This window comes from Nocardia sp. NPDC051929 (assembly GCF_044548645.1).
In the GTDB taxonomy this organism is placed as follows: domain Bacteria; phylum Actinomycetota; class Actinomycetes; order Mycobacteriales; family Mycobacteriaceae; genus Nocardia; species Nocardia sichangensis.
In genome coordinates this window covers 88,879-101,159 of the sequence record NZ_JBIUCG010000003.1, presented here as the reverse complement: position 1 = coordinate 101,159, position 12,281 = coordinate 88,879, and the positions used below count along the sequence as shown (strand labels likewise).

10 protein-coding genes are annotated in these 12,281 nt (G+C 68.1%); 6 read left to right on the top strand and 4 right to left on the bottom strand.

Annotated features, from left to right (window positions below):
* Positions 1-165: 165 nt before the first annotated feature.
* On the bottom strand, positions 166-393 hold the full coding sequence (locus tag ACIHAX_RS04725; RefSeq protein WP_355070658.1) for a hypothetical protein: 228 nt from the start codon (positions 391-393) through the stop codon (positions 166-168).
* A 246-nt stretch (positions 394-639) separates the two neighbouring features.
* Positions 640-1,854 (bottom strand): acyl-CoA dehydrogenase family protein, encoded by a 1,215-nt coding sequence (locus ACIHAX_RS04720; RefSeq protein WP_355070660.1) that lies wholly within the window; start codon positions 1,852-1,854, stop codon positions 640-642.
* Positions 1,855-2,012: 158 nt separating this feature from the next.
* Here ACIHAX_RS04720 and ACIHAX_RS04715 point away from each other — a divergent pair, with 158 nt between their 5' ends.
* A complete protein-coding gene (locus tag ACIHAX_RS04715; RefSeq protein WP_397275839.1) occupies positions 2,013-2,873 on the top strand; it encodes a TetR family transcriptional regulator in 861 nt (286 codons plus the stop codon).
* A 182-nt stretch (positions 2,874-3,055) separates the two neighbouring features.
* Positions 3,056-4,042 carry an alpha/beta fold hydrolase gene (locus tag ACIHAX_RS04710; protein WP_397275837.1) on the top strand — a complete coding sequence of 329 codons (987 nt, stop codon included), beginning with the start codon at positions 3,056-3,058 and terminating at the stop codon, positions 4,040-4,042.
* Here the strand turns inward: ACIHAX_RS04710 and ACIHAX_RS04705 are convergent.
* Entirely contained in the window at positions 4,011-5,543 is a 1,533-nt protein-coding gene (locus ACIHAX_RS04705) for an acyl-CoA synthetase (protein ID WP_397275835.1), read from the bottom strand. The genes ACIHAX_RS04710 and ACIHAX_RS04705 overlap by 32 nt on opposite strands.
* A 524-nt stretch (positions 5,544-6,067) precedes the next feature.
* Here ACIHAX_RS04705 and ACIHAX_RS04700 point away from each other — a divergent pair.
* The 4 genes from ACIHAX_RS04700 to ACIHAX_RS04685 are packed head-to-tail and all read left to right on the top strand — an operon-like array spanning position 6,068 to position 10,412.
* Positions 6,068-7,690: a VWA domain-containing protein gene (locus ACIHAX_RS04700; protein ID WP_397275833.1), complete on the top strand. Its 1,623-nt coding sequence runs from the start codon at positions 6,068-6,070 to the stop codon at positions 7,688-7,690.
* A gap of 9 nt (positions 7,691-7,699) precedes the next feature.
* A complete protein-coding gene (locus ACIHAX_RS04695) occupies positions 7,700-8,287 on the top strand; it encodes a hypothetical protein (RefSeq protein WP_397275831.1) in 588 nt (195 codons plus the stop codon).
* A complete protein-coding gene (locus ACIHAX_RS04690; protein ID WP_397275829.1) occupies positions 8,284-9,417 on the top strand; it encodes a hypothetical protein in 1,134 nt (377 codons plus the stop codon). The genes ACIHAX_RS04695 and ACIHAX_RS04690 overlap by 4 nt, the downstream gene beginning before the upstream one ends.
* Before the next feature lie 53 nt (positions 9,418-9,470).
* Positions 9,471-10,412: a DUF1206 domain-containing protein gene (locus tag ACIHAX_RS04685; RefSeq protein ID WP_397275827.1), complete on the top strand. Its 942-nt coding sequence runs from the start codon at positions 9,471-9,473 to the stop codon at positions 10,410-10,412.
* A 102-nt stretch (positions 10,413-10,514) separates the two neighbouring features.
* Here the strand turns inward: ACIHAX_RS04685 and ACIHAX_RS04680 are convergent, their stop codons facing one another.
* Complete coding sequence (locus ACIHAX_RS04680; protein ID WP_397275825.1) at positions 10,515-12,257, bottom strand: FAD-dependent oxidoreductase; 1,743 nt, start codon at positions 12,255-12,257, stop codon at positions 10,515-10,517.
* Positions 12,258-12,281 lie beyond the last annotated feature (24 nt).

The following is a 12,281-nucleotide window of genomic DNA, read 5'->3' as shown; positions in this document are numbered from 1 at the left end:
TGCAGATCGATTCATCCGAGAATACGGTGCCGCGCCCGAATGCGGCAGCCGATGAGACCGTCGGTAGCGCGGTCGCGGCCGGTGCGGGGTCGGCGGCAAACCTGTGGCATCGAGGGCGGGCTCGGATCGATAATCGGGGTGCGCGGCAGCCCGGCGAGCCGGCGCCTAGGCGTACGGCTCGACGGTGAGCACGTACTCGAGCCTCGTGAGTCGCTCGGCTGTCTCCAGCGACGATGTGATGACCAATCGGTTGGCGCCGCCGTCCTCGACGACTTCCGCGCCGGATCTCCGCAGCCAGTCGAAGAACTCCGAACGGATTGCCGTGAGAACGGTGTCGTCGCCGAGGTCACCCGGAGTCAGGAGGACGAGGTATCGGCGGTCTTGCGCTGGCATGCGGCTCTCCTTCGATCATCCCGGGGACTCGATCGGATCAGGGCGGCGGACCCTTTCACCGGCGAACTGCCGCCCTCGGATGCCTCGGCGGAGTCACGAAGTCCGCATGTTACGCGGATACTCGCTCGCTGGATCGCACGCGCGGCCGATCGACCCGGCAGCGCTCGGAACCGATTCCGTCCGGCGAGCCGGAAGTGCCGCACGTCGGGGACGAACGACCTGTCCGGCGTAGATCCGCGCAGTAGATCAGCGCGAAGACCCGTCGGCCACCGCCCGGCGGGCCGCGCTGACCGCACGCTTGGCAATGGCCCAGCGGTGCACTTCCGAAGGCCCGTCGTAGATGCGGAAGGGCCGTACTTCGCGGGAGAGGCGCGCCAGCGGGAGGTCGTCGGAAACACCGAGCCCGCCGCACAACTGAATGCTGCGGTCGACGATGCGGAAGATCGCCTCGGCGGCGAAGGTCTTCGCGATCGAGGTGGCGTTGCCCGCGTGCTCTCCGTTGTCGAGTTCCCAGCAGGCGCGTACCAGCAGTGCGCGGGTCGCGGCGATGTCGATCTCGTTGTCGGCGATCATCTTCTGCGCCATGCCCAGATCGCCGATCCGGGAACCGAAGCCTTCACGCTGGGCGACCCGCTCGACGGCGATGTCGTGGCCTCTGCGCGCCGCTCCCAGCCAGCGCATCACGTGCGTCATGCGAGCCGGACCCAATCGCACCTGGGCGTATTCGAAGCCGCGGTCGACAGCGCCGAGCACCGCCTCGTCGGGGACGAACATGTCCTCGAAGAAGACTTCGCAGTGTCCGCCGATCATGGCGCGGTCCAGCGTGGTGATATGCCTGCCCACGCGCAGGCCCGGGGTGTCGGCGGGCGCCAGGAACATCGTGGCCCCGCCCCGCTGTCCCGGTTCGCCGGACGTGCGGGCCATCACGATGAAGAAGCCGGCCCCGTCGGCGCCGGTGATGAAGTGCTTGTGGCCGTTGATCCGCCAGCCGCCGTCGACGGGGACGGCCCTGGTGGCCAGCGCCGCCGGGTCGGAACCGGCTCCGGGCGCAGGCTCGGTCATCGCGAAGGCCGAGCGCACCTCGCCGCGGGCGAGCGGTTCCAGGTAGCGCGACTTCTGCTCCGGGTCGGCGATGTGGGCGAGCATGTGGACGTTGCCCTCGTCCGGCGCCGCGATGTTGAGCGCCGTCGGGCCGAACAGCGAGTAGCCCGCCTCCTCGAACACCGGCGCGCGATCCGACATCGACAGGCCGTGGCCGCCGTACTCGACGGGCGCGTGCGGCGCGAAGACCCCGGCCTCGCGCGCGAGCTTGTTCAGCGTGACGCGCAGTCCGTCGCCGCCCGCGGCGGTGATGTCGCCGAGGTGCTCGTCTTCGATCGGCAGCACCGTCTCCCGCACGAACGCCCGGGTGCGGTCGATCAGCGCCCGAACTTCGTCGGAATAGGTCAGTTCGATCGGCATCGCGCATTCCTCCTCGACATCCAGCGCCTCGTCCGCGGACCGAACGATCGCTCTGTCTGAACACTGTTCCACTGGGCAGGTACGGTGTCAAAGAGCGCAATTCATGCAAGTTTCCGGCGCGGGTGGTTGATGTCTTTTGTTCAGCTATTCTGAACAACATGCGAAACGAGGCTGTGGCGCCGCACGAGGCGATCCGGCACGCGCGCCGCGCCGCGGGTCTGTCGCTGCGCGAAGTGGCCCGCCGTCTCGAGGTGAGTCCGGCGACGCTCAGCGCCGTGGAGACGGGCAAGACCGGAATCTCGATCGCCCGGCTCACTCGCTTGTCCGATGTGCTGGGCGTGCCGGTCGCTCATTTGCTCGGCGGCACCTCTCCCGCGGCGCGCCCGAGCTCCGACCGGGCCGATTCCGAGCGGGATGAGCAGGGTGACTGGCGCGAGTTCGCCCCGCTGGACGTCGACCCGGTGCTGGCCGCCGCCCTCGCGTCGTTCGTAGAGATCGGCTACCACGGCACGACCGTGCGCGCCATCGCCCGGCGGGCTGGTACCAGCGTTCCCGGCCTCTACCACCATTATCGCGACAAGCACGACCTGCTGGTCCGCATCCTCGATCTGACCATGGACGAACTGCACTGGCGAGTGCGCGCCGCCCGCGCCGAAGGCCGCGACAGCATCCACCGGGTGCGTCTGATCGTCGAAGCGCTGGCCTTGTTCCACACCCACCGCCGCGACCTCGGTTTCATCGGCGCCAGCGAGATGCGCAGCCTTTCTCCGGGGGAACGCGCGCGCATCGCCCGCTCCCGCCGCGATATCCAAGCCCTCCTGGACGACGCGATCGCCGAGGCTCATGCCGAGGGCCGCATCGCCAATTCCCAGGTTCGGGCGGCAGGTCGTGCCATAGCCACCATGTGTACGGCCATCCCCCAGTGGTTTCGCGAGTCGGGCCCGGCGACGCCGGAGGAAGTGGCCGCGCAATACGGGGATTTCGCCCTGGGTGTGCTCGGGGTCGATCCGGTGCGTTAGCCGCATATTCGCGGCTTCGCCCCGTCCTTCGCCGGTGGCCGAACAACACCCCGGCGAACAGCCCCACCTTGGTGGTGATCGGCATACCCCTTGGGGATCGGAGCCCAGCACTCGGGGGCCTGATGACGGCGGCGCATACGGCGGAAAGTAGGACGAGTACCGCCAGTGAACCGGAGCAGCCCATGTCGACTCTCAGCACGATCGCCGCCACGGAGGAACGGCGTGCCACGGTGTGGACCGAGGACGGCGCGGCGCTCGCGGTTCGCGAATACGGCCCGAGAGACGCGGACCTCACCGTCGTCCTGATGCACGGACATTGCCTGCGCAGCGAGTCCTGGACCTACGTCCGCGACGAGCTGCTGCGCCGCTACGCAGGCGCTCGGATCGTCTGCTATGACCACCGCGGCCACGGCGAGTCCGCCGCCGCGCCCCGGCGGACCTACAACATCGACCAGCTCGGCCGGGACCTGCGCGAAGTTCTCGATGTCGTCGCCCCGACCGGGCCGGTCGTCCTCGTCGGCCACTCGATGGGTGGTATGACCGCGCTGACCTACGCCGGTCAGAATCCGCACGAGATCGGCACCCGCGTCGTCGGAGTCGCCCTTCTCGCGACCGCCTCGGGCGGTCTCACCGACGCTGGGTTCGGCCGTCTGCTGCGCAGCCCGGTCGTCTCCGCGTTCCAGGCGGCCGTCCGACTCGCGCCGGGGGCGATGCACCACGCGAAGCTGCTGGCCTGTCAGCTGTTCGCCCCGCTCGTCCGTACCGCGGAATTCGGTGATCGCAAGGTGAGCCCGCGGGTGCTCGCCCTCGCCAACGCGATGCGCAACGAGACGCCGATCGTCACGATGGCGAGCTTCTTGAGCGACCTCATGGTCTACGACCGGACCGAGGCTCTCGGGCTTCTGTCCCGGATTCCGACGCTGGTGCTGTGCGGTGGCGCCGACTTGATGACGCCCCCGTCGCATTCCGTCGCGATGGCCGCCGCGGTCGAGTACTCGGACTTCGTGATCGTCGAGAGCGCCGGACACTCGGTGATCCTGGAGCAGCCCGGGCTGGTAGCGGAGGCCGTCGCGCGCCTGATGACGCGCGCGGGCGAGGCCGCCCGACCTCACCTACGTCGCGTAGCGGCCGGAAACCTCACAGGTATCGCTGGCGGAGTTTGCCCTTGACCAGCTTCCCGGTGGGGGTCCTGGGCAGATCGTCGGCGAAGTCGAAACTGCGCGGCACCTTGTAGTGGGCGATGCGGTCGCGCAGATAATCGCGCAGCTCCGTGGCCAAGGCGGGGCCGGGCTCGGCGCCGGGGGCCGGTTGGACTACGGCCTTGACCGATTCGCCCATCTCCTGGTCGGGCACGCCGATCACCGCCACGTCGAGCACCTTCGGGTGCAGGGCGAGGGCGTCCTCGACCTCCTGCGGGTAGATGTTCACGCCGCCGGAGATGATCATGAAAGCCTTGCGGTCGGTGAGGAACAGGTAGCCCTCCTCGTCGACGTAGCCGATGTCGCCGGTGGTGGTCCAGGTCGGGTGGTCCGGGTGGACCGCTTCGGCGGTCTTAGCTGGGTCGTTGTGATAGGCGAAGGGGGCCTCATCGCGTTCGAAGTAGACGGTGCCGATCGCGCCGGTGGGCAGCTCCGCGCCGTCGTCGCCGCACACCCGGATGGTGCCGAGACCGGCCGTGCCGACCGAGCCGGGCTTGCGCAACCACTGCTCGGTGTCGATGAAGGTAGCGCCGTTTGCCTCCGTCGAGGCGTAATACTCGTGCAGGATCGGGCCCCACCAGTCGATCATGGCCCGCTTCACGTCGACGGGACACGGAGCGGCCGCGTGCACGGCGACCCGCAGGCTGGACACGTCGTAGCGGGCGCGGACGGCCTCGTCGAGCTTCAGCATCCGGACGAACATGGTCGGCACCCATTGGCTGTGGGTCACGCGGTAGCGCTCGATGGCCGCCAATGCCTGCTCGGCGTCGAACTTCTCCATGATCACCAGCGTTCCGCCGAGCGCGTGGACCACGCCGCCGAAACGCAGCGGCGCCGCGTGATAGAGCGGGGCCGGGGAGAGGTAGACGGTCTCGGTGTCGAATCCGTAGAGGGGGCCGAAGATCGCGGTGTAGGTGTCACCGGGCGCGTCACCGACCTGCCGTTCGGGCAAGGGTTGTTTGATGCCCTTGGGTCGTCCGGTGGTGCCCGAGGAATACAGCATGTCCGCGCCGCGCGGCTGGTCCGGGAGTGGCTCGGGCGTCGCCGCGGCCTTCGCCTCCTCGTAGGACTTGTATCCCGGCACCGGGCCACCGAAGGCGAGGCGGAGCTCGACCGCGGGAGTCTCCGGGACGATCTGCTCGGCGGCGTCGGCGAGACCGGCCGATACGATCAGCGCCCTGGCTCCGCAGTCGTTGACGATGTAGCTGGTCTCGCTGGGCGACAGATGCCGGTTGACCGCGGTGATGTAAAGCCCGGTTCGCAATGCCGCCCAATACACCTCGTAGATCTTCGGGTCGTTGCCGGACAGCAGCGCGACGTGATCGCCCTTGCGCAGCCCCGCGTCGTACAGGTGCCGGGCCAGTCGAACCGAGTTCTCCTCGAGCTCCCGATAAGTCAGCGCTTCACCGGTCTCGGCGACGACAACAGCCGGTTTTTCTGGGAATCGGTCGACGTGTGCGCCGGGGTACATGCGGCTCCTCGGTGGAACGGAGCGGTCGGTGTCCGACCGCCCGGGCCTGCGCGGGACGTCCGGATTCACGGCCGTGCCGGCATCCCTGGCGTCCCGCAGAGCGGTTGCTCTGCCACCGACGATAGCTGAAAGTAAACGGTGGTTCTGGTCTATTCATCGGAATTCGCCCGGGCGCGCTCAGCGCCGGTCGCCGCGGGTGCGATGGGCTGCCCGCACGGCCGGACACGCTCGCTCGCGGGAGGGACACCGGGGCAGCCGCCTGCCCGTCGATCAGGACATGTGCCACGCTCACCCGCGTGCCTCGCTCGAGCCGCACGCCGGCGCGGCTGCGCGGGCGAACTCGGCTCCACCCGAGGAACCCGCGCCGGGATCGAGCAGACGACGTGCCGATGCACCCTGAAGGGTGCGGTTCTCGGGATCCGCGATCGCGGCATGGACGAGGATTCCCCTGGACGTTACTGGTAGTTCACCGTTTCCGCCGTCGGCTGCGTTTACGATCGCGTCATCGAGGGGAAGGTGGCGAATTGCCGTATCGCCGCACATCAGTGCTTGCCGTAATAATTTTCACGCTCTGTGGTCTGCTGTCGGGTTGCGGGGAGGATCGCAAGTCCGGACCTGTCCGTGCGTACAACGCCGATGCGAGGGTGCTGAACATCGTGGCGGGCTCCGAGCACGACGCGGTATTCGAGCAGGTCGTGCAGCCGTGGTGCCGGGACCAGAAGCTGATCTGCACCATGACCCGCCTGGGATCGGTGGATCAAGCTCGGCTGCTGGAGTCCGGCGACGCGCCATACGACGGATTCTGGTTCGCCAGCAGCGTTTTCCAGCAATTGGGTGATACCGCACACCGCCTGCGGCAAGTGCAACCCATGTTCAGCACGCCACTGGTATTCGCAGGTCCGCGTAGCGAGTTGGACGCGCTGGGATTCACCGGGCGGGAGGTGGGCGTCGAGGAGATCCTGGCGGCGGTCGAGGCAAAGAAAACCACGACGTGGATGACGAATCCGACCCAGTCCAATTCCGGCGCGACCGTGCTGCTGGGTTTCCTCAACTACTTCGCAGGCAACGATCCCGGTGTGCCGCTGACCCGGCCGCAACTCGATTCGGAGCAGGTTCGTGCCGGGATAACGCGTCTGACACGGGCTTTCGGGAAGACGCCGCCGTCCACCGGGCTGCTCATGGACGAATGCCTGGCCGCACCGCAACAGTGCAAAACGATGTTCACGTACGAGGATCTGGTGATCGAGCGCAACCAGCAATTGGTGCGGGCGGGTAAGGAACCCCTGTACGCCATCTACCCCAAGGGCGCACTCGCGATCTCGGACGCGCCGCTGGGATTCCTGCCGCACGGCGACAATCCGGAGAAGCTCGCGAATTTCCGCGAACTACAAGACTTCTTGCTTTCGGCGGATACCCAGCAGCGGCTGGTGCAGTTGGGGCGGCGGCCGATCACCAGCATCGGGCTGTCGCTGCCGGGCGCACCGCGTGTGGTCTTCGATCCAGCCTGGGGCATCCGCGCGACGATCACCGAACAGCCGATCACGTATCCGGCCGCTCCGGTCATCGACGCCGCGCTGGAGAACTACCAGACCGTCTACCGCACTCCCACCGACCTGGTCTACTGCATCGATGCCTCCGGCAGCATGGCCGACAACGGCGGCTGGGACGGGGTGCAGCGGGCCGTGGACCTGCTGTTCGATCCGGTGCAATCGAAGAAGTACCTGCTCCAGATCGGTCCGCACGACCGCACGGCGGTGCTGCTGTTCAACCAGACCACGGCCCCCGCGCGATGGACCAGCGGCAATGCGGCGCCGGACCTGCGGAGCCTGCGCGACGCCGTTCGCGCCCGCAAGCCGGGCGGCAACACCGGCATCTACCGCTGCCTCGACGCCGCCGCCGACCAGTTCACCGGTGCGGCCGATCCGGAACGAAAACGTCTCGTCATCCTCATGACCGACGGCGCCGACACCGAAGGCGGCCGAGGCCTCGACGACATCGCCCGCACCGGAGTCCCGGTGGTGGTCATCGGATTCGGCTCCGCGGTGCAACAGGACACGCTCCGGACGATCGCCGAGCGCACCGGCGGGTCGTATATCACCACCGATGACATGGTCGCGGCGTTGCGCCAGGCCACCGGTTACCGGTAGGAGGGGCCGGTGCCGAGTAATGCCGCCGTGATCGCGGCGCTGGTCGTGCTCGTTCCCACTTTCCTCGGTCTGTACGCCGTGCTCGGATCGCCGGTCGGCGCGGCGCTGGTCGCGGTCGGCGTGGCCGTGCTCACCGGCCTCGCCGGGCAATCGGTCGCTGTCGTCACTCGGCGCGGTCGGCTGACACGGCGCGTATCGGAGACCAACCGCCGGGTGGCGACACTGGCCGCGCGCGTCACGGATGCCGACACACGCGTTGCCCTGCTGCGAGCCTGTGGCACCATCCCACGCCTGCTCGATCGCACCGAGGCCGTCGATCCGGCAAGCCTTTCCATGACCTCGCGCAAGCTGCTGGACTACCTGGTCAGTGTGGAATCGGCGCTGCGGCGGTACGTCGAGATCCAGGACCACAGGTCGGCCTATCGTGATGCCGAGGCGCTGCTGATCCGCAGCCGACGCACACTCGCCGGTTTCGAGGCTTTCGCCGCGCACAGCGCCGAACAAATCGGCGAGGCCGATCTGGCGTCCTTCTTCCGGGACCTGGCCCACCTGGAACTCATGAATCCTTTGCAGCTTCCCCCGAGTGAGGAGCGATGAACAGATCCCGCCTCCCCGTCCTCATCGCGATCGTGGTCGCCGTGACCGCCATCGCCGTTGGCGTCGTGGTGATCCGCGACTCGAACGACACTCCGGCCGCAGTCCAGCAGCTCACCTGCTCGGGCGGATCGGAGAAATCGTCGCTCATGGCCGACGGCGAAGTCCGTGCCGTCCTGCGCGACCGGTACGGACTCGAGGTGCGCTTCGACAAACGCGGTTCCTATGACCTGGCGCAGATACCCACCGAGCAGCTGCGCAATCAGAAGATCGACTGCCTGTGGCCGTCTTCGGCGAGTGCGCGCAGCGTCTTCGAGACATCGCACGACACCGCCACCTTCCCGGACTACCGCGCCGAATCGGTGCTCGAGACGCCGGAAGTGATCTACGCGGGCGCAGCCGCGACCGACGCGCTGGTTCGCGCGGGCATCGTGGCGCGGCGCGACAACACCTACTACATCGTCGATTTCAAGCGCTTGCTGCTCGACTTCGTATTGCCCAAGCAGAAGTGGACCGCGCTCGGCGCGCCCGACCTCGCCGGTCCCATCCGGATCGCCAGCACGGATCCGAAGTCCTCGAATTCCGGATTCACGCTGCTGCAACTGGAACTGACGGTCATCGCCTCGGGCGATGTGTTCCAGCCGCCGACAGTCAGCGAGGCCAGGTCGGGACTGCCCGCCGTGCGCGGCCTCTACGACGCGCAGGGTCTGCAGTCCGACAGTTCCGACGGCGGTTTCCGGGAATGGCTCATCCAAGGAGCGGCCTCGTTGTACGCCGGATACGAGAACCAGATCCTGCAACAGCTGGTCGGCTACCGCGACAACGGCCCCGCCACCGAGGCGCTGCTGGCGAACGCCAGGCTGCTGTATCCGGACCCGACGATCTTCAACAGCAATCCGATCCTCGCCCTCACCGCTCCGGCGCATCGGTTGATCACGGCGCTCCAGGATCCGAAGATCCAGTCGATCGCCTGGCAGCGTTACGGTTTCCGCTCCGCCACCCAGCTCGGCGCCGCGCACGCCGCCGACTTCGCGCAGATCCCGTTGGCCACCCAGCCGCGCTCCACGACGCCCCCGCGGGCCGACATCACTCAGCTCCTGCTCGCCTGCGTCCGCGACAGCCAGTGCTCTTGAGCAAGGTTATTCCACCCGAAGTGGGCAATACGGTCCATGGAGAGGTGAGAACCATGAGTTTGTTCCGAAATGCTGACAGATACCGATGGCGCCGCACCGGCGGAGTGCGGCGCAGCCGGTGGCGGACCGGGTACGGAAGCGGATGGCGCAACCGGTATGGCGACCGGTGGCGGCGGCGCGAGCGTCGGGGGACGGGCAGGTATGCGAGATCCGGCGGATTGCGTGGGGCCGCGCGCTTCGGCTTCATCGCACGCGGGATCGCCTACATCGTCATCGGCATTCTCGCCTTCATGCTGGCCGTCGGCACCGCGCAGCACGAGCCGACCGCGGGCGGTGCGCTGGCGGCGCTCGCCGGTAAGCCGCTGGGCTATCTGCTGCTGTGGATTCTGGTTTTCGGATTCGCGGCTCTGGCCGCCTGGCGGCTGGCGCAGGCCGCCGCCGCGCCCGCGACGAGTTCGAACGGGCCCCGGCTGCGCGCCTTGGGCCTCGGAATCCTTTATGCCATAGCGTTCTTCGTCGTTCTCAGGTTCGTCGTGGACGGCCGGACACCGCAGCCGAGTGATGCATTCGCACGCGATGTGACCGCCCGGATACTCGGCTGGAGCGGCGGCCAAGTGGTCGTCTTGCTCCTCGGCTTGGCCATCCTGGCCGGGGGCGTCCTGATAACCCTGCGCGGGATTCGGCTGGGCTTCCTCGACGATCTGCGAATGGGCTGGATGACCCGCGCTTCGCGGGAGGCCGTGATATGGCTGGGCCGGATCGGCTATCTGGCGCGGGGCGTCATCGTCATCGGCATCGGACTCGCCGCGGTGGTGGCGGCCGCGAACTACGAACCGGCGAACGCCAAAGGGGTCGACGCCGTTCTGCATGATTTCGCCGACAGCGCCTTGGGCCCGTGGCTGCTCATCGCTGTGGCCCTCGGGCTGATGGCGTTCGGGATACTGTCGTTCCTCCAAGCGCGATACCGGCGCACCTATGGCGGCGTTCCGGTCTGAGTCCGATCACGGCCGGGCCGACCACCTGTTGTCGCGCTCGTCGGCGTCCGACGGCCCGAATGCGGGATGCGGTTCGCAGAGCCCGCCGGTACCGGCCGTCGGTCAGCCTCGTGTGTCCGCCGTCGGCTCGGACCGGTCGGACGGCCCCTTGATTTCGATGATCGGTAACCGGAGCGCGGCCGGAGCGTCGGCCGGGACCACGGGGTTGCGCGGCGGCACGGGGGCGATGCGCCGGTAGGGCGCGCCCGGCTCGGGACGCGGATCCGGCTCGCCCTTGTTCGGCCAGAGGGCGGTGGCGCGCTCGGCCTGCGCGGTGATCGTGAGCGAAGGGTTCACCCCGAGATTGGCCGAGATGGTCGAACCGTCGATGACATGCAGTCCCCGGTACCCGTGCATCCGGTGGTAGGGATCGACCACCCCGGCGTCCGAGGAGTCGCCGATGACGCAGCCGCCGATGAAATGCCCGGTCATCGGGATGTCGAACAGAGCGCTCCAACCGGCGCCCGGGATGCCGTCGATCTTGTCGGCGACCCGGTGGGCCACCTCGTGCCCCGCCGGAAGCCAGGTCGGATTCGGTTCGCCCACACCTTGTCTGGTGGTCATCTTGCGACCGAACAGACCGCGTTTGGTGTAGGTGGTGATGGAGTTGTCGACCGACTGCATCACCAGCAGCCCGATCATCTGTTCCGACCAGCCGCGCGGATTCTGGATGTGGAAGGCGTCGCGTCCGAGCTTGCGCATGGTTCGCGCCCACAGGCGTAGCTTCGATGTCCGCCCATCGGGGTCGATCATGGCGGTGCCGATGAGGCCGATGGCGTTACTGCCCTTGCCGTAGCGCACCGGCTCGATGTGGGTGTCTTCGTCCGGGTGGATCGAGGAGGTGATCGCCACCCCCTTGGTGAAGTCGGAGTCCTTGCGGCGGCTGCGTATCGAGAGCAGCTCCTCGGAGTTCGTGCGGGAGAGTTCGCCCAGACGCGGGGAGATGTCCGGCAGAGAACCGCGGTCGCGGAGCCGGTGCAGTAGTCTCTGGGTGCCCAGCGCGGCCGCGGCGAAGACGACCTGCTCGGCGGTGAACCTGCGGCGCGCCCTGCGGACCCAGCGTCCGGTGCGGACGGTGGAGATCTCGTAGCCGCCGCCGGGCAGCGGACGCACATCGGTCACCGTGGTGAGCGGATGGACCGTCGCACCGGCCAGCTCCGCGAGGTAGAGATAGTTCTTGACCAGGGTGTTCTTGGCGTTGTGGCGGCAGCCGGTCATGCACTCGCCGCAGTGCGTGCAGGTGTTGCGGGCGGGGCCCGCGCCGCCGAAGAACGGGTCGGGCACATCCTGACCGGGCCGCGCGCCGTTGCCGCCGAACAGGACGCCGACGGGGGTGCTGCGGTAGGTCGAGCCGACGCCCATCTCCTCGGCGATCTCGGCCAGCACGCGGTCCGACGGCGTGGTCGCGGGGTTGGTCGTCACGCCCAGCATCCGCTTGGCCTGGTCGTAGTGCGGAGCGAGTTCGTCCTTCCAGTCGGTGATGTGGGCCCACTGGCGGTCGCGGTAGAACTTGTCCGGCGGTTCGTAGAGGGTGTTCGCGTACACCAGCGAGCCGCCGCCGACGCCCGCGCCCGCCATGATGAAGGTGTCCTTCAGCAGCGTCAGCCGCTGGATGCCGAAGCAACCAAGGGCCGGGGCCCACAGGTACTTCTTCGCGTCCCAGGAGGTCGTGGCGAACTCGTCGTCGGCGAAACGCCGTCCCGCCTCGAGCACGCCGACCCGGTAGCCCTTCTCGGTGAGCCGCAGCGCGGTCACACTGCCGCCGAACCCGGAACCGACGACCACCACGTCGTAGTCGAACGTCATCTTATCTCCACCACTTGTCGAAAG